This is a genomic window from Nocardia niigatensis NBRC 100131 (assembly GCF_000308655.1).
GTDB classification, from domain to species: Bacteria; Actinomycetota; Actinomycetes; order Mycobacteriales; family Mycobacteriaceae; genus Nocardia; species Nocardia niigatensis.
On the sequence record NZ_BAGC01000061.1, the window covers coordinates 33,787 to 50,226 of the forward strand.

The 16,440-nt window shown below is 68.1% G+C and carries 20 protein-coding genes; 8 read left to right on the top strand and 12 right to left on the bottom strand.

All coding sequences use genetic code 11. The features are described 5' to 3' along the window. The first annotated feature begins 31 nt into the window (after window positions 1-31). Window positions 32-160 (top strand): hypothetical protein, encoded by a 129-nt coding sequence (locus tag ON33_RS44095; RefSeq protein ID WP_281033243.1) that lies wholly within the window; start codon window positions 32-34, stop codon window positions 158-160. After that, window positions 138-356: a type 2 periplasmic-binding domain-containing protein gene (locus ON33_RS42880; protein ID WP_218001523.1), complete on the top strand. Its 219-nt coding sequence runs from the start codon at window positions 138-140 to the stop codon at window positions 354-356. Before ON33_RS44095 ends, ON33_RS42880 begins: the two co-directional genes overlap by 23 nt. Before the next feature lie 24 nt (window positions 357-380). On the opposite strand, the gene ON33_RS27765 is transcribed toward ON33_RS42880, so the two are convergent. Beyond that, window positions 381-3,959 carry an AfsR/SARP family transcriptional regulator gene (locus ON33_RS27765; RefSeq protein WP_051152908.1) on the bottom strand — a complete coding sequence of 1,193 codons (3,579 nt, stop codon included), beginning with the start codon at window positions 3,957-3,959 and terminating at the stop codon, window positions 381-383. 159 nt (window positions 3,960-4,118) lie between these two features. Between ON33_RS27765 and ON33_RS27770 the strand changes: the two genes are divergently transcribed. Both ON33_RS27770 and ON33_RS27775 read left to right on the top strand, forming a co-directional pair. Continuing rightward, window positions 4,119-4,574 (top strand): SRPBCC family protein, encoded by a 456-nt coding sequence (locus tag ON33_RS27770; protein ID WP_040862054.1) that lies wholly within the window; start codon window positions 4,119-4,121, stop codon window positions 4,572-4,574. A gap of 72 nt (window positions 4,575-4,646) precedes the next feature. Continuing rightward, the gene (locus tag ON33_RS27775) at window positions 4,647-5,516 is read left to right on the top strand and encodes a 1,4-dihydroxy-2-naphthoate polyprenyltransferase (RefSeq protein WP_040862055.1); all 870 of its coding nucleotides are present in this window, start codon (window positions 4,647-4,649) and stop codon (window positions 5,514-5,516) included. 12 nt (window positions 5,517-5,528) lie between these two features. Here ON33_RS27775 and ON33_RS27780 read toward each other — a convergent pair whose 3' ends face one another. From ON33_RS27780 to ON33_RS27795, 4 genes are all read right to left on the bottom strand, one after another. After that, complete coding sequence (locus tag ON33_RS27780) at window positions 5,529-5,909, bottom strand: phage holin family protein (protein WP_040862056.1); 381 nt, start codon at window positions 5,907-5,909, stop codon at window positions 5,529-5,531. A gap of 72 nt (window positions 5,910-5,981) precedes the next feature. Beyond that, entirely contained in the window at window positions 5,982-6,572 is a 591-nt protein-coding gene (locus tag ON33_RS27785; RefSeq protein WP_040862057.1) for a Clp protease N-terminal domain-containing protein, read from the bottom strand. After that, window positions 6,572-6,793: a helix-turn-helix domain-containing protein gene (locus tag ON33_RS27790; protein WP_033089567.1), complete on the bottom strand. Its 222-nt coding sequence runs from the start codon at window positions 6,791-6,793 to the stop codon at window positions 6,572-6,574. The genes ON33_RS27785 and ON33_RS27790 overlap by 1 nt, the downstream gene beginning before the upstream one ends. Window positions 6,794-6,925: 132 nt before the next feature. Further along, a complete protein-coding gene (locus ON33_RS27795) occupies window positions 6,926-7,213 on the bottom strand; it encodes a hypothetical protein (RefSeq protein ID WP_157184763.1) in 288 nt (95 codons plus the stop codon). 139 nt (window positions 7,214-7,352) lie between these two features. Here ON33_RS27795 and ON33_RS27800 point away from each other — a divergent pair, with 139 nt between their 5' ends. Continuing rightward, entirely contained in the window at window positions 7,353-8,237 is an 885-nt protein-coding gene (locus tag ON33_RS27800) for a helix-turn-helix domain-containing protein (RefSeq protein WP_040862059.1), read from the top strand. 38 nt (window positions 8,238-8,275) lie between these two features. Here ON33_RS27800 and cds1 read toward each other — a convergent pair whose 3' ends face one another. After that, a complete protein-coding gene (gene cds1 / locus ON33_RS27805) occupies window positions 8,276-9,361 on the bottom strand; it encodes an L-cysteine desulfhydrase Cds1 (RefSeq protein ID WP_040862060.1) in 1,086 nt (361 codons plus the stop codon). Beyond that, the gene (locus ON33_RS27810; RefSeq protein ID WP_040862061.1) at window positions 9,358-9,669 is read right to left on the bottom strand and encodes a DUF4229 domain-containing protein; all 312 of its coding nucleotides are present in this window, start codon (window positions 9,667-9,669) and stop codon (window positions 9,358-9,360) included. Before ON33_RS27810 ends, cds1 begins: the two co-directional genes overlap by 4 nt. Window positions 9,670-9,919: 250 nt before the next feature. On the opposite strand from ON33_RS27810, the gene ON33_RS27815 reads away from it, so the two are divergent. Continuing rightward, window positions 9,920-10,153, top strand: a complete 234-nt coding sequence (locus ON33_RS27815; protein WP_051152909.1) for a BldC family transcriptional regulator — start codon at window positions 9,920-9,922, stop codon at window positions 10,151-10,153. Between the two features lie 84 nt (window positions 10,154-10,237). Next, complete coding sequence (locus ON33_RS27820) at window positions 10,238-10,426, top strand: hypothetical protein (RefSeq protein WP_040862127.1); 189 nt, start codon at window positions 10,238-10,240, stop codon at window positions 10,424-10,426. Between the two features lie 89 nt (window positions 10,427-10,515). Here ON33_RS27820 and ON33_RS27825 read toward each other — a convergent pair whose 3' ends face one another. Continuing rightward, on the bottom strand, window positions 10,516-11,076 hold the full coding sequence (locus ON33_RS27825) for a TetR/AcrR family transcriptional regulator (RefSeq protein WP_040862062.1): 561 nt from the start codon (window positions 11,074-11,076) through the stop codon (window positions 10,516-10,518). 89 nt (window positions 11,077-11,165) lie between these two features. Here ON33_RS27825 and ON33_RS27830 point away from each other — a divergent pair, with 89 nt between their 5' ends. Then, window positions 11,166-11,588: a hypothetical protein gene (locus tag ON33_RS27830; RefSeq protein WP_040862063.1), complete on the top strand. Its 423-nt coding sequence runs from the start codon at window positions 11,166-11,168 to the stop codon at window positions 11,586-11,588. A 59-nt stretch (window positions 11,589-11,647) separates the two neighbouring features. On the opposite strand, the gene ON33_RS27835 is transcribed toward ON33_RS27830, so the two are convergent. The 4 genes from ON33_RS27835 to ON33_RS27850 form a co-directional block, all read right to left on the bottom strand. After that, the gene (locus ON33_RS27835; protein ID WP_040862128.1) at window positions 11,648-12,838 is read right to left on the bottom strand and encodes a 3-ketosteroid-9-alpha-monooxygenase, oxygenase component; all 1,191 of its coding nucleotides are present in this window, start codon (window positions 12,836-12,838) and stop codon (window positions 11,648-11,650) included. A 164-nt stretch (window positions 12,839-13,002) separates the two neighbouring features. Beyond that, entirely contained in the window at window positions 13,003-13,992 is a 990-nt protein-coding gene (gene ccsB / locus ON33_RS27840) for a c-type cytochrome biogenesis protein CcsB (RefSeq protein ID WP_040862064.1), read from the bottom strand. Next, window positions 13,992-15,611, bottom strand: coding sequence for a cytochrome c biogenesis protein ResB (resB, locus tag ON33_RS27845; protein WP_040862065.1), 1,620 nt, complete (start codon window positions 15,609-15,611; stop codon window positions 13,992-13,994). The genes ccsB and resB overlap by 1 nt, the downstream gene beginning before the upstream one ends. Before the next feature lies 1 nt (window position 15,612). Further along, window positions 15,613-16,437, bottom strand: a complete 825-nt coding sequence (locus ON33_RS27850; RefSeq protein WP_051152928.1) for a cytochrome c biogenesis CcdA family protein — start codon at window positions 16,435-16,437, stop codon at window positions 15,613-15,615. Between the last annotated feature and the right edge of the window lie 3 nt (window positions 16,438-16,440).

The window sequence follows — 16,440 nt, forward strand, 5'->3', positions numbered from 1 at the left end:
CCGACCCTGGCACAGCTGTGCCGGTACCCGCATGTCTCGGCGTCGCGCCGCGGCCGGGCCCGGGGGGCCGCTCGATGACGCGCTCGCCGCGGCGGCCCTGCAGCGCCATGTCGCCGCGGTCGTCCCCACTTCCGCCCTTGCCGCCCTGCTGGTTTCGTAGACCCCCAATCGACCTGGTCCCGCAGCGCCTCGCCGAGCAGTACGGCCGGCCCCCGGGCCTGCGCTGGTTCCCCATCCCCGCGCCCCTCCCCGAGGTCGATATCCGTCTGCTCTGGCACGCCCGCCTCGACGCCGACCCCACCCAGCGCTGGCTCCGCGACACCCTGTGCGGGGCACTGGGTTCGCCGGGCGCGTGAGCGTTGTCGCTCCGGACCCGCGGGTCAGAGGGTGCCGTCGATCACCTTCAGGTGCCCCATGATTCGTTCGGCGGCTCTGCGCCGACCCAGTCCCGCAACCGAATTCAGGGCGGTGGCGATGCGGTCCTCGCCCAGGGTGGGGCGGTGCAGGTCGAGGTGGCGTTGCCATTGGGTGGACGGGTAGTCCTGGCGGCCGAAGACCTTGGGGGTCAGGACTATCAGCTCCAGGCCGCGGTCCACGTGCCGACCGGTGGCGAGCAGATAGGTGCCGATGGCGCAGCTCATCGAACCTATCTGGGGTAGGTCCCAGAATTGGTCGCCGACGATGCGGACCGCCTTGTCGGTGAGTTCCGATGCGGTGCGGCGCATCTGGTCGGCACGGCCGTGGAGCACGTGGGCATCGATGACGGCCGAGACGAAGATCAGGGTCGCCGGTCCCGGCATCGCGACATTGTGCGGCCAGTCCATCAGGGCGGGCACCTGCCGGAATCGGCGCAGGCCGGTGTCGATATCCCCCTCGGCGAGTTCGATTTCCGCCCGCGCGGCCGCCACCGCGGCGATCCGGTGGTTGGGCTTGGTCACCGGGGCGTCGATGGGCAGGTCACCCGCCACCGCGAGGGCCGGTTCGAGCGCCAGCCGGGCGGCCGCGGGCTGCCCGGTGCCCGCGAGCGTGATCGCCAGCAGACCGCGGACCTCCACGGCTTCGTCCCAGGCCCGCAGCTTCTCGAGCAGCGCGACGGCCCGCCGGTAGTACCCGACCGCCTCGGGGTAACGCGCCGACTGACCGTGCATGCTGCCGAGATGTTGCGTGGTCATGGCGGCGGCCCAGGTGTCCCGCTCGCCACTGATGCGCAGGGCGATCTCGGCGTCCAGGATCGAGCGGTACACCCGGCCGTCGTTCTCGCACAGGTTGGCGCGCAACAGCAGTGCCGCGACCTGGATCTGCTCGTCCGGAGACCGGACGCCCGCGCTCAGCCGCCGGGCCAGCTGCGTGGAGTTGCGGGAGCGGGTGGCCAGCTCGCCGAGATACCGTGCGATCGGGCTCATCGGTGCTCCCGACGACAGAATGCGGCGAATCGTGGCCCGCACCCGTCCCACCCGGCGCAGCTCGGGGCCACCGAACATCATGTGCATGCCGAGCAGCAACTGCCCCTGGACGTACAGGTCGGTCTGGGCCGCGACGGTCGGGAAGGTCGTGGGCGGCAGCGCGATGATGCGCCCCGACCAGCTGATCAGTTCGGCGTGCGCGCCGCGTAGCATCCACAGTCCGGCCAGCACCGGGAACACCGTGTGCACGGTCTCTGCGTCCCGCCGCTCCAGCCCGTGACGCAGCACCGCGATCAGGTTGTCCATGTCCGCGCCCAGGCTCAGGACCGCGGGCACCTGTTCCTCGGTGTGGAACCGACGCGCGGTCTCCACCGCGAAGTCCCTGGCCCACTTCGACATTCGTGCCATGACCAGATCGGACTCGCCGGTGAAGGTCAGCTGTTCCTCACCGAACTCGCGCACGGTCTCCAGCATCCGGTAGCGGGTGCCGCCCTGCTCATCCTCCAGTACCGTCAGCAGCGACTGGCTCACCAGACCTTCGACAGCCAGGGCGGGATCGTCGATCTCGGGACCATCCAGCAGATAGTCGGCGGCGGCCGACGTGAATCCGGCGGGAAATCGGCACAGCCGGCGCAGGGCCACCCGCTGCGGCTCGTCGAGCAGGTTCCAGCTCCATTCGATCACCGCGTGCAGAGTGCGATGCCGCTGCGGCGAACTGCGATCTCCGCTGCGCAGCAGCGCGAATCGGTGGTCGAGGCGGGATTCGATCTCTTCCACGCTCATCGTGCGCACCCGCGCGGCCGCCAACTCGATGGCCAGCGGCAGTCCGTCGAGGTTGCGGCAGAGCCTGGCCACCACCTCCGGATCCAATCGCACCGACGGGCGCACCGCGCGGGCCCGTGCCTCGAACAGGTCGGTGGCCGGTGACCCGGCGGCATCGATGGTCAACGGCGGCAACGGATACACGGCCTCGGCGGTGATCTCCAGCGGCGCCCGGCTGGTGGCGAGCACGGTCAGCTGATCGCTCACTCCCACGAGATCGGCGACCACCTCGGCCACCGGTTCGATGAGATGCTCGCAGTTGTCCAGGATCAAGAGGGTCGGCCGCGACCCGAGCGCCTCCCGCAACTTCTGCCGAATATCGCGGCCACGCGCCTGCCACAGCGCGTTGGTTTCCCACACCACGTCGGCCACGCCGAGAGTGGTCGCGATGGCCGCCTCGATCTCGACGCGGGTTTCGGCCACACCGTCCGATTCCGCACGCAAGGAAGCCAATTCCACCAGCGTGACCGCGGTCCCGTGGGCCATCCGCGCACCCAGCTCGTTGGCGATCCGGGTCTTGCCGGTTCCGCCCGGTCCGAGCACGGTGGTGACCCGGGAAGTCCGCAGCAGTTCCGCGAGCGCTGCCAGATCGGTTTCCCGCCCCAGCAGCGGGTTCGGCGCGGCCCGCAGCCCGATGGCGGTCTCGCCCATCAGCTCTCGTGGCCCGGCTGCCTGCGCGGCCCCGGCCGTCCGGCGGGCGGGGCGCACCACACCGAGACCGTCCCGACCGGGCGCATGCCCGTCGGCGGGCGAATCCCGCCGCACGCGAACGGCTCCCAGCGTTCCCAGACCATGGTGATCGATCGAGGAGACCGGACCGGCCATGTCCTGATCGGGCACCACGGCGGGTACGACCACCGGATATCCCTGCGCCGCGGCCTGAGCGGGCGCGCCGACCGGACCCGGACGCGCACTGCCGGAGTTCTGTTGCCCGGGTAGTGGTTCCCCGCGCAGAATCGCGGTGTTCAAGGCGATCAGCGCCGGACCCGGGTCGGCGCCGAGCTGATCGACGAGCCGCGTGCGCAGGGTCGCGAAGACGTCGAGTGCCTCATTGGTGCGGCTCGCCGCGGCGAGCAGCCGCATGAGGGTGGCATGTGCGGGCTCGTCCAACGGATCCGCGGTCACCGCGTGCTGCGCCAGTTCGATGGCGGCGGGCAGGTCGCCGACGGCCTCGCGGGCCGAGAGTTCCAGAGCGTCCAGGGCGCGGCGGCGGGTGGCGGCCAGGGTGGCCAGCTCCTCGGCGACCGGGCCGGGCGGCAGGTCGGCGGCGGGTTCGCCGCGCCAGAGTCCGCGCGCGATGGCCAGCAGTTCCAGGCAGTCGGCGGCATCGCCGACCGTATGTGCTTGGCGGGCTTGCTTTTCCAGCTGCTGGGCCAGCGTCAGATCGACCTGCGCGGGGGTCAGGACCAGCCGGTATCCGGCGGGGCCGATCTCGAGCGCACCTTCGGGCAGCGCTGAGCGCAGACGCGAGACCTGGGTGTGCAGGGCGTTCATGGGCGCGCGCGGCGGGTTCTCACCCCAGACGTCGTCGATGAGCGCCTGGGCGCTGCGGCTGCGACCGGGATTCAGGGCCAGCGCCGCCACCAGCAGCCGGGCCCGGGCGCCGGGTACGGCGGTCAGCGCGCCGTCGCGGCGCAGCGCGATCTCGCCCAGCAGGGCCACCAGGGTCGAGTCGCCCACGTTCGCCACCCGCGCGCTTCCCGTGCTGCTCGAACTGCCGTTGTGCGCATTCATTCCTTGCCAATCGTAGGTGAGCGGGCGGGCGGTCGCCGGACGCGCACGACCAGGTGTCCGGCCGTCGCACCGGACCCGGCTTACCCGACACGCCGGTCCCGGCTCAACCGGTTTATCGAGGAAAGGCCGTTCGGGGTCGGCACCGCCTAGGCTCATGCCATGGCCGAATTCGACATTCACCGGGATACGGTCATCAAGGCCGATCCCGGGCAGGTTCAGGCTCTCGTCGACGACTTCCACCAGTGGCGCAAATGGTCGCCCTGGGAGGACACCGACCCCGCCATGGAACGCGTCTACAGCGGGGCGGACCGCGGCATCGGCGCCCGCTACTACTGGAGCGGCAATCGCAAGGCCGGCCGCGGCGACATGGAGATCACCTCCGCCACCGCCGACGCCATCGGCATCAGGCTGCACTTCGAGAAGCCTTTCAAGGCCACCAACCACGTTACCTTCGAATTCCGGCCGCAGGGCGACACCACCGCCGTGACCTGGCGCATGACCGGCACGCAGAGCGCCGCGATGGCCCTCATCGGCAAGCTGTTCCCGATGGATCGCCTGGTGGGCAAGGATTTCGAGAAGGGGCTGGCCCAGCTCAAAGCCGCGGCCGAAAGCTGACCGCGACCCGCGCGAGTTCGGCCGGTCACTCGGACGGGCGCGGCCTCGGGCCCGCGCACTAGGCTGCGAAGCATGGCTACAGCAGCACAGTGGATCGAGGGCGCTCGGCCGCGCACCCTCCCGAACGCCATCGCCCCGGTTCTCGCGGGCACGGGAGCGGCGGCCTCGATCGGCGGGTTCGTGTGGTGGAAAGCGATACTCTGCCTGCTGCTTTCGGTGGCCCTGATCATCGGCGTCAACTACGCCAACGACTACTCCGACGGCATTCGCGGCACCGATGACGAGCGGGTCGGCCCGCTGCGGCTGGTCGGTTCCAAACTGGCGGCCCCGGCCGCGGTCCGCAATGCCGCCATCGCCTGCCTCGCCATCGGCGCGGTGATCGGCCTGGTGCTGGTGATCACCAGCGCCTGGTGGCTGATCCTGGTGGGCGCGGCCTGCCTGGCGGGGGCCTGGTTCTATACGGGCGGCCGGAACCCGTACGGCTACAGCGGTTTCGGTGAGATCGCGGTCTTCGTGTTCTTCGGCCTGGTGGCGGTGCTGGGCACCGAGTTCGTGCAGGCCGGTCGGGTCGACTGGGCGGGACTGGTGTGCGCGGTGTCGGTCGGCGCGTTCTCCAGCGCGGTGCTGGTCACCAATAATCTGCGCGACATCCCCACCGACACCGAATCGGGCAAGCTCACCCTGGCGGTGCGGCTGGGCGACGCGCACACCCGCACCCTGCACATGGTGCTGATCCTGATCCCGTTCCTCGCGCTCGCGCTGCTGGTGTGGCGCAGCCCCTGGACCCTGGCCGCGCTGGTCGCGCTGCCACTGGCCATCCGCGCCAACGAGCCGGTGCGGACCGGCAAGAACGGGCCGGGACTGATTCCCGCCCTCGCCGGTACCGGTCAGGCGATGCTGGTCTGGTCGGTCGTGGTGGCCGTGGGGCTGGCCGTCGCCTGACCGACCACCGGCTCAGTCGTTGTCCGGGACCAGGACGCCGAGCACCCAGTTCACCAGCGAGATGATGACGCCGCCGAGCACCGCGGCCCAGAAACCGTCCACGCGCAGGCCGTAATCCGTGGTGCCGGTGATCTTCGCGGTCAGCCACAGCATGAGCGCGTTGATCACCAGCAGGAACAGGCCCAGCGTGACCACGATGAAGGGGAACGAGAGCACCTTCACGATCGGTTTCACCAGGGTGTTCACCAGGGCGAACACCACCGTGATGGCCGCGATCACCAGGAGCTTGCTCTGGGTGGTGTCCTCGGGTGTCTTGATCTCGATGCCGCTCACCCAAGCGGCGGCCAGCCAGATGGCCACCCCGTTGATCAGCAGACGTATCAGGAGCGTCATGCCCCGATCGTAGGGGCAGATGATCGCGGCGGCAGGACATCCGGGCCGCGGCGGACCGTGGCGCGAGCCCGATCAGGCCGCGCGGTCCAGGTAGCCGGACACCGCCTCGCGGAGGGCGCGCACCGCGTCGTCGCCGCCGAGCAGGCGGCCGGTGACGACATTGGGCGCGCGCAACACGGCCAGCATCAGGTGCGCGGCCTCGATGTGATCGTCCTTGCGCGACAGCGCTTCCCGCAGCGAGAGTTCGATGACCTTCTTCGAGTCCCCGGTGAACGGAATGTGGCCGCGCGGACCGCCTTCCGCGCCCCAGTACTTGCGCCAGCGCGATGCCTCCTCGGGCACGGCCGCCTGGTCGAGGGCGTTCTCGCCGAAAGTGGCCTCCAGGCTCTCGCGCACGGCGTCGAGATCGATGCCGATGGAGCGCAGGGCCGCCGCGTCCTCCGCACCGAGCGGTTCACCGGTCCGCTTGCGGGCCAGGGCCTCTCGCACGCCCTCCGCGGTGAGGCCGTGTGCCGCAAGGATTTCCCGCAGTCCCTGGTCCGGGCAGGCGAGCAGCCCCAGCAGCATGTGCTCGACCTCGATGGCCGAGGCGCACAGGTCGCGCGCTTCCTCCTGGGCCATCACGATCGCGGTCCTGGCAGGCTTGTCGAATCGTTCGAACATCAGCGGATTCCGCCCTTCCGGTTGTACTTCTGGTGGACCGCCTGCCTGCTGACCTCGAGCGCGTCCGCGATGGCCTGCCAGGACCAGCCCTGCTTGCGGGCATTGGTGACCTGGATGGCCTCGAGCCGCTCGAGCAACCGGCGCAGCGCCAGCACCGCGCGGAGCCCGACCTGGGGGTCGGGGCTGCCGGCGGCGGCCGCCAGAGTCGTTGCTTCACTCATGAGTGTCAATTTACGTTGACACTCGGCGCATGTCAACGAAAATTGACACAATCGGAAGGGTGTTCGCCGCCAGCGAACATCACGTGACGGTCAGGAGACCGGGAAACCGGAATCCCGGCGCGCGGGACTCGTTCAGCCCCAGGGAATGAACGGCGCGAAGTCGCGCACGCAGCCTTCGGTCCAGTCCCAGAGGGTATCGGGCTCGACGGCGACGCCGTCCTGCAACCGCAGCCGCCAGCCGCGCGGCTCCTTCTCCCAGAGGTCACCGTCACGGTCGACGTACAGACCGAAAGCCGCTGGCTCCCAGGCATTGACGACCTCGCCGCGCGCCGGAGCGCCGGCCCGGCCGGAGGGCGATGAGATCTTCCACGGTCCGACTGTGACATTCACACCTATGACCCGCTGCGGTTGCTGCCCCAATTCGACTCCTGATTTGTTGTTGTTTCAAACTATTGGAGCAGAACGGAATACCGGACACCCCACACCCCGGGACCGTGCGGATATCCGTCGGCAACCGCGCGAGTACCTACAGCCATACAAGTAAGGTCTGCCTAAGTAAATGGATGGAGTTCCCACGTTCGGCGAATACATTCGCCAGCGCCGCACCACCGCGAACCTCACGCGCCCCCAACTGGCCTGGCTGGCCAACCTCTCCGTGCCCTACCTGACCAAGATCGAGGGCGGCGCCACGCCGTCCCGGCGGGTCATCGAATCCCTCTGCACCGCACTGAAATTGCCGCCGGCCGAATTCGAGTACGCACTGGTACTGGCCGAGGGACCACTGCCGCGCATCGAGGCCGACCATCCCACCGCCACCGACCGGGAGTACCTGGATCTGCTCAACCCCGCCATCGGCGCGTACATCACCGAGCTCTGGGACACCGTCGCCGTCAATGCCGCCCACCTGGAGTACTTTCCAGAACTCGTCGCCGGCGTGAACTACCTGGAATGGCTGATCTTCAATCCGATCTCGCGCACCGTCATGGTGAACTGGGAGTCCGAGATTCGCATGGCGGCCGGTCGGTTTCGTATGCAGCTGGCTCGCAGCGACAATGACGAGCGCGGCCGCCAGATCCTCGAGAAGTGCCTCACCGACGCGGATTTCGGACTGCTGTGGCGCTCCGACACCGTCACCACCGAACGCAACGATCTCACCAAGCTGGTTCGCGAGCCACGCACGCTCGCCATCACCGAGATGCGGATCAATATGTGGCGCACCCCCTCGAGCCTGCAATCGTGGCTTCTGGTGCTCGGCACGACGGTCGATCGACCCAGCGCGGTGACCCGTCCGGTCGTCCGTAAACCCCCCGAATTGTCAAGCCCCATTAACGCTCCCGGAGGGCCTCACACCCCGTCGAGACGCGCGAAAAACGCTGTGCCCGCTAACGATCCGAGCCCAACCAAGCCATTACGGCAAATAAGCAGCAATCGTTCCGATGGGTGACCGACCGACGTCAGCCGACCCGTCGTGCCATGCGAAAACTATCCCGACCAAGTACCGGTGGCGATGAATTCGGTCAGCACCGCGGTGGACTCGGCCAAGCTCAGCCCCTGGTCGGCAACCCATTCGTCATTGAAATAGGTTCCGGCATAACGGTCTCCGCCATCACAGAGCAGCGTCACCACACTGCCGGTACGGTCCGCGGCGATCATGTCGGCAATCAGGGCAAAGGCCCCCCAAAGATTGGTGCCCGTGGACCCGCCCACGCGCCGGCCCAGCACCGCGCCCGCATGACGGGCCGTCGCCACCGAGGCCGCGTCCGGCACCTCGATCATGCAGTCCACCACGCTCGGCACGAACGACGGTTCCACCCGCGGCCGCCCGATGCCTTCGATCCGCGACGGCATTCCGGTCTGATAGCCCAGATCGTCGACCTCGTAACCGCCGTAGAAGGCGGAATTCTCCGGATCCACCACGGCCAGCCGGGTCGCGTGGCGCTTGTAGCGCAGGTAGCGGCCGATGGTCGCGCTGGTACCGCCGGTCCCCGCACCCACCACGACCCACTCCGGCACCGGGTGCGTCTCCAGCGTCATCTGCTGGAAGATGGACTCGGCGATGTTGTTGTTGCCCCGCCAGTCGGTGGCCCGCTCGGCATTGGTGAACTGGTCCATATAGTGGCCGCCGGTCTCGTCCGCCAGACGCGCCGCCTCCGTATAGATGTCGGGCGCGCGTTCGACCAGATGACAGCGGCCGCCCTGGGCCTCGATGAGCGCCAGCTTCTCCGGCGAGGTCTTGGCGGGGACCACGGCCACGAAGTCCAGGCCCAGCATGCTGGCGAAATACGCCTCACTGATGGCCGTCGACCCCGAGGAGGCCTCGACCACCGTGGTGCCCTCGGTGACCCAGCCGTTACAGATGGCGTAGAGGAACAGCGATCTCGCCAGGCGGTGTTTGAGACTGCCGGTCGGATGCGTGGATTCGTCCTTCAGATAGAGCTGGACGCCCCACTCCGGCGGCAGGGGGTAGCGCAGCAGATGGGTGTCCGCGCTGCGCTGAGTGTCGGCGTCGATCAGCCGGACCGCATTGTCGACCCAGTCCCTGGGTGCGCTGCGATCGCAGCGTTTCACTGCTCGTCCTTGCCCTGCAGTCTCGACATCAGCTGGTCACGGTCCTGGCGGCGCTTGGCGTCCACGGCCGCGATGTCCTTGTTGACCTGCTTGCGCAGGTTCCGGAACAGCAGCAGCGACACCGGCATCGCGATGAGCAGCCCGAACAGCAGGGCCACGATGAGCGGAATGGACACCTTCACCGCGGCGGCCACGCCGATGATGATCGCGGTGATGGCGGCGACCAGCCCGAGCCGGGCCACCGTGTAGAGGGCCAAACTGCGCGCCAGGCGGCGGCCCGCACCTGCGGGCCGGGATGCATCACTCACGCGTCCAGCGTAGGTGACGGCGGTTCGGGCGCCGCCGCGGCCCTGGCCCGGCGCAAATATCAATCCGACCAGCAGGTATGTCGCTGACAGTTCGCTGTATCGGGGTCAAACGTGACCGTAAACACATAACGGATATCCGTTTTGTCTATTACTTCCCCTTTACCAAAGCGAGACCGTTCGAACACCCAGGGGGTGCAGTGCAACGATGTCGCTACTGATGAGGGATCTGTCGAAACGGAAAGGTTTGCGAATGACTGCGTTCACCGCGGCGAGCCGCGCATTGGGTTCCGTCAACGGCCAGGACACTCTGCTCACGCCAGGCCAGGTCGCTGCCCTGTTCCACGTCGATCCGAAGACCGTGACCCGCTGGGCTCACGCAGGTCGGCTCGGCTCCCTGCGGACTCCGGGCGGCCACCGCCGGTTCCGCGAATCAGAAGTTCTGCAACTCCTGCGGTCCCTCACCACCGAGGCCACCCGCGTGTAACACCGATTCAGCTAGTGGATTACAGCCGCTTCACGTGCCGCGGGTACGCACTCGGATTACCCTCGTTGTCAGGAGGTGAGCGACGTGACGTACCTGTTGGCACTCATCGCGGTAGTGGCCATCGCGATGCTGTGCTGGAAGGCTTTCGGACCCCAGCGATCGGCCGGCACCGGCCCAGCACCCACTCGGCGCAACCGCGTTATCGGTCCCGAAGATGATCCGGATTTCCTCGCCAAGCTCTCTCGGGAGCATCGCGACGGCGAATCCACCTGATTCACCGAAGCTCGCCAACCAGATAGCCATATAGACAGATGTGACCGTCCCCCGCGGAGCGCCCGGCGCCCCACGGGGGATGTGTCGTCTCAGGCGAAGCGGTGGCGGACCAGATCGGTTGCGGCCCGTGCCATTCGGTCGAAGGGGTCGATGGCGCCCGCGGCGCGGCAGAGGACATGAGCGCCCTGGAGCAGGGTGAGCAGAGTGGTCGCCAGGTCCGCGGCGGCGGCCGGGTCCGCGCCGGCGGCGGTCAGGCGTTCCGCGAGTGTGGCTGTCCAGGAATCGAATGCGGTGGCGGCCACCGTGCGCAGGTCGCCGCTTTCGGGGTCCACGGTGACGGCGGCGACGGCGCAGCCCGCGCCGTCGGCCGAAGCGGCGACGACCGGGCGGACCAGGTCCAGGAACGACTCGACCAGGGTCACCGGATCGGCGGCGGGTAGCGCGGCCAGACGCTCGCGCACCTGGTCGCCGTTGCGGGCGGCGGCCGTGGCCACCAATTCGGCCTTGCCACCGGGGAAGTGGTGATAGATCGCGCCGCGGGCGGCGCCGCTGGCATCCAGGACCGCGGTGAAGGACATGCCCGCCACGCCCTTCTTCTGCAGCGCGTCGATGGCCGCGTCGATCATCCGATCCCGCGTGGTCGCAGCCATTCTTCCTCCTCCGTTGACTAGTACGACCATCCTAGTACACACTCGACTCGCTAGTACGTACGTACTAGTCTTCGAGAACGGAGAGCCCAGTGCCCATCACCGTGACCGCCCCGCGCGGCATCCTCACCACCCGGGGCGAACGCGAGATCCTGCCCGCCCTCACCGCGGCCCTGGCCGACGTCAGCGGCGGCGCCGGCAACGACTTCTTCACCGGAATCATCGGCGGCAGCGTGCATCTGCTGCCGCCGCAGGACATCTACGCGGGCGGCGAGAACCGGCCGATCGTCATGGTCGAGCTCAAGCTGCCCAATATCGGGCTGCCCGATCCGGCCGCCCGCGCCGCCTTCATCACCGCGGCCACCGACATCGTCGCGGGCCTCACCACCGAAGGCCATCGACGCGAGGACATCTGGGTCAATATCCTCAATGCCCTCGACGGCGCCTGGGGCATCGGCGGCCGCGCCTACACCAGCGAGGCCCTGATCGCCGCGGTCACCGCGGCCGCCCACTGAAAAACGTCCGGGCGGGCACGGATCACCGCGCCCGCCCGGATCGCCCGGAACCGGATCCGTCAGTGGCTGACGGCGTCCTCTTCCGCCTTGCGCCGGAGGTTCTCGGCGACCTCCGCCTCCCACGCCTCATTGGCCTTGGTGGTGTCGACCTCGAACTCGAAGCGCTGCACCGACTTCGGGTCGATGTCGGCGACGTCCACGTAGAACTGGTCGTACCAGCGACGCAGCTGGTAGACCGGACCGTCCTCCTCGGTCAGCAGCGGATTCTCGATCTTGGACTTGTGCTTCCAGATCTCGACGTCCTGCAGGAAGCCCTCACCGATGCCGATGGTCATCTTCTCGGCGATCCGATCGGCCTGGGCATCGTCCACGCCCTGCGGCTTGCGCACCGACATCCCGTACTGCAGCACGAACGCGTCCTGCGAGATCGGGTAGTGGCAGTTGATCAGGACGGTCTCGAGCTCGAACCCGCTGTAGTTGTTGATGAGCGGATTGACCATGTAAGACGGACCGAAGTACGAGGCCACCGACTTCAGCGTCGAGTTGCCGCCGTACTGGGTGGCCATGCCCTTGTCCGGACGCGCCGTGGAGTCCAGGTACTGGGTCGCCACGTGACCCTCGAAGACGTTCTTGAAGAACGTCGGGTACGCGTAGTGGATGTAGAAGAAGTGGGCCATGTCCACGACGTTGTCGATGATCTCGCGGCAGTTGGAGCCCTCGATGATCATGGACTCCCAGGTCCACTCGGTCCAGCCGTCGGCCAGGCTTTCGGTGCCGTTGCCCTCGGCGTCGGTGTAAGGCCCCTCGATATACGGGATGGTCACCTCGTCCGGCGGCGGGTTGCCCTCGTGGTCGTGCCACACGAACAGCTGACCGTTGCGCTCCAAGGTGATCCACGAGCGAGTCCGCGCCAGCGGCGGTACGCGCCGCGCATACGGAATCCCGGTGCACTTGCCGTTGCCGCCCCAGCGCCAGTCGTGGAACGGGCAGGCGATCGAATCGCCCTTGATCTCACCCATGCTCAGATCGCCGCCCAGGTGCCGGCAGTACGAGTCGAGCACGTGCAACTCGCCCTTGCTGTCGGCGAAGACCACCAGCTTGGTCCCGAACGCGGAGATCTGATGTGGTTTGCCGTCCCGGAACGACTTCGCGAGCCCGAGGCAATGCCAGCCGCGTGCGTAGCGCGTGGGCGCCTCGCCCACGTCGATCTCGCGCACTTTCCGAACCCGACTCTGCGGCGCCACTGCCATGACGAGCCCCTTCACTAAAACTAGAACGTGTTCTAATCACGGTCGCTTAATACGGTACAGCCCCTGAGCACCGATCGGAAGTTCCCGCGCAAAGAAGAAGGCCCCGGCACTGCAACGTGCCGGGGCCTTCGAAACCCGTTGGGTCAGTTCGGGAAGTCCCGGGATCAGTTCAGACCCGCGTAGGAGTGCAGGCCGCTGACCACGATGTTGATGATGAAGAGGTTGAAGAGCATGGCCACGAAACCGGCGATGTTGATCCAGGCGGCCTTGGTGTCACGCCAGCCGGAAGTGGCACGGGCGTGCAGGTAGGCGGCATAGAGGACCCAGGCGATGAAGGAGCAGGTCTCCTTGGGATCCCAGCCCCAGAAGCGGCCCCAGGCGGCCTCGGCCCAGATCGCGCCCAGGATGACGCCCGCGCCGAAGATCGGGAAGCCGATGATGGTGGTGCGGTAGGCGAGACGGTCCAGCAGCTGGGCGTCGGGGAGACGACGGGCCAGCTGGCCGAAGAGATTGTCCGACTCGGCGCCGACGGGCTGCCAGATGCGGTACAGGAACAGCAGACTCGCGACACCCGAGACCAGGAAGACGCCCGAGCCGATCGAGACCACGGTGACGTGCACGGGCAGCCAGTAGGACTTCAACGCCGGGACCACGGGAGCCGCGTCCACGTGCAGCTTGGTACCCGCGAGGAACAGCAGGATCAACACCGGCACCAGCAGGAACGACCACATGCCGCGATAGCGCTGGTCGCGCAACAGGATCAGGCCCAGCAGCACGGCCGCGCCGGTGGCCATCGAGATGAACTCGAACATATTGCCCAGCGGAAAGCGGTGGGTCGCGAAGCCGCGCAGCACGATCGAGACCAGGTGCACGCCGAGACCGACGAACAGCACCGCGAAGGCCATATTGCCCAGGCGCTCCGAGAAGGGGCGCTCCGCGCCGCGCGGTTGCACCTTGCCGGGGACATTGGCGGGCGGCTCGTCGACGACGTCGGAACCGCCTCCGGCGGTGACCAACTGGCGGGCGGCTGCCGTCGGCACCGTGCGGGTGAGGGCGAACTGCCAGACCAGCATGATCCAGACCAGCGCGTAGATCACGATGGCCGACTTGAAGGCGAGATCGCTGTAGGAGGCGATGTTCTCGTCGATCGGCATTACTTCTCTCCCGTCAGCAGCCGCTCACGCAGGCGGTCGAATTCGCCGCCCCACCCGGCCTGGTCGGTGCGGGCCAATCCGCCCATTTCTACTACGGTACGTCGTACCCCGTCGGTTTCGGTATCCGGGTATACCCGCAACCAGATGCGCCGCCGCTTCACCAGCAGCGACACCAGCAGGCCCGCCATCATGGTCAGCGCCGACACCAGCACCCACTGCTGCGCCGGATCATGCGAAACCTGCAGGTTCACGAACTCTTCCGCGCCGTCGAAGGCGACCTTGGTGCCGTCGGACAGGGTCGCGGACTCCCCCGGCTTCAGGTTCACCCGCTGTTCCTTCACCAGGCGGCCCTGCTTGATCATCTCCGGATCCAGCGCGAACAGCGACTGCGCGCGGCCGGTGTCCAGACCGGTATCGCCCTGGTAGATGTCGATCGCCACCGCCGGATCCTGCATGGCCGGATACCTGGAGGTCAGCAGCTGACCGTGCATCAGCGCGGTCGGCGCGAACAACCCCTGGATCGCGACCTGATGCTTGCGGCGCTCCTCCTCGTTCGGATACATGCCGCCCGGCGGATCGATGCGCAGCACACCCGAGGACAGGAAGGTGGTGGCGTCGTCCGGCTTCCACTGGATGGCCTCGGTACGGGTCTGGCCGTTCGGGAAGGTCACCGTGAACTTGGGCGCGAAACCGTGGCCCTGCAGGTACACCCGGTCCCCGGCGACGCGCAGCGGGTGATTCACCTGGATGGTGGTGTCACGCCAGGTGTCGGAGTTCAGATCCTTACCGGTCTGGTACTGGATGTTCGAGGTGAACATGGACGCCTGGCCGTTCTTCAGATAGTCGGCCTTGAAGTCCTTGACCCGCACGCACATCGGCGTCAGGCCGGTGCCGTCGTTCACATTGCCCGCGCGGAACGAGTCGAACACCGCCGGCGAGGTGGTGCAGAAACCCGGCCCATCATTGGCGAGCACGACCACATTGCCCTCGTAGCCGAACAGCTTGCCGACCGCGATCGCCGCCAGCAGACCGACCAGCGCCAGGTGGAAGACCAGGTTGCCGAGCTCGCGGGTGTAGCCCTTCTCGGCCGAAAGGGTCAGTTCCCCTTCACGATTGCCCGGCTGCACGACCGTGCGCCAGCCGCGCATCTGCCCGCGAGCACGCTCGATCACCCGCTCCGGAGTCTCCCCGGCGGTGCCCGACCAGTGATGCGGCAGACGCGACAGGTTGCGCGGCGCCTTCACCGGCGGCGTGCGCAACGCGCGATAGTGGTCCACGCAGCGCGGCAGGATGCAGCCCACCAGCGACACGAACAGCAGCACGTACACGGCCGTGAACCAGAAGCTGGAGAACACGTCGAACAGCTGGAGCCGGTCCATCCACGGGCCCAGGGTCGGGCGGTTGCGGATGTAGTCGTCGACCTTGCCCGCGTTCAGACTCCGCTGCGGCAGCAGCGCGCCCGGGATCGCGGCCAGGGCCAGCAGGAACAGCAGCATCAGCGCGGTGCGCATGCTGGTAAGTCCGCGCCAGGTGTTGCGCAGGACGCCGAGCAGGCGGCGCAGCGGCGACTGACGCGGCGGAAGGACGGGGGCGCTGGGGGTTTCGATGGTGGCAGTCATGTCAGATCGGCAGGGTCACATTCGAGACGAAGGCGTCGCGGACCCAGGAGACGAACTGGTCCCACGCCCCGGTCACCAGGGCGATGCCGACGGCCACCAGCAGCAGTCCGCCGATCACCTGAATGGTGCGGGAATTACGGCGCAACCAGCCGACGCCGCGCAGCGCGGTCGCCGAACCGAAGGCCAGGATGACGAAGGGCAGGCCCAAGCCCAGGCAGTAGGCCACGATGAGAGCCACCCCGCGGACCGCGGTGGTCCCCTCGGTGCCCGCCGACACCGCCATCACGCCCGACAGCGTCGGGCCCAGGCACGGTGTCCAGCCGAGCGCGAACACCGCGCCCAGCAGCGGAGCCCCGATCAGACCGCTGAGCCGGCGCGGCTCCATGCGGGTGTCGCGCTGCAGGGCGGGGATGAGGCCGATGAACGCCAGGCCCATCACGATGGTCACCACACCGCCGATGCGCTGCAGCAGATCACGATTCACGTTCAGCGCCTGGATCGCGCCGAACACGGTCGCCGAGGCGAGCACGAACACGACGGTGAAGCCCGCCACGAACAGGCCCGCCGCCCCCGCCACCCGCAGCCGCGCCGAATTGCGGCCCGCCACGGCGGTAGTGGTCGTCTTGGCCGACTCCACCGTCACCGGCGGCGCCTCCGCGCCCACCACACCCGCCAGATACGACAGGTAGCCGGGCACCAGCGGCACCACGCACGGCGACGCGAACGACACCAGACCGGCCAGCATGCACGCGCCGAGCGCGAGCAGCAGCGGTCCGGTGGCGGCGGTCTGCTGGAACGAATCCCCCACGCTCGCCAGGTAGGTCACGTG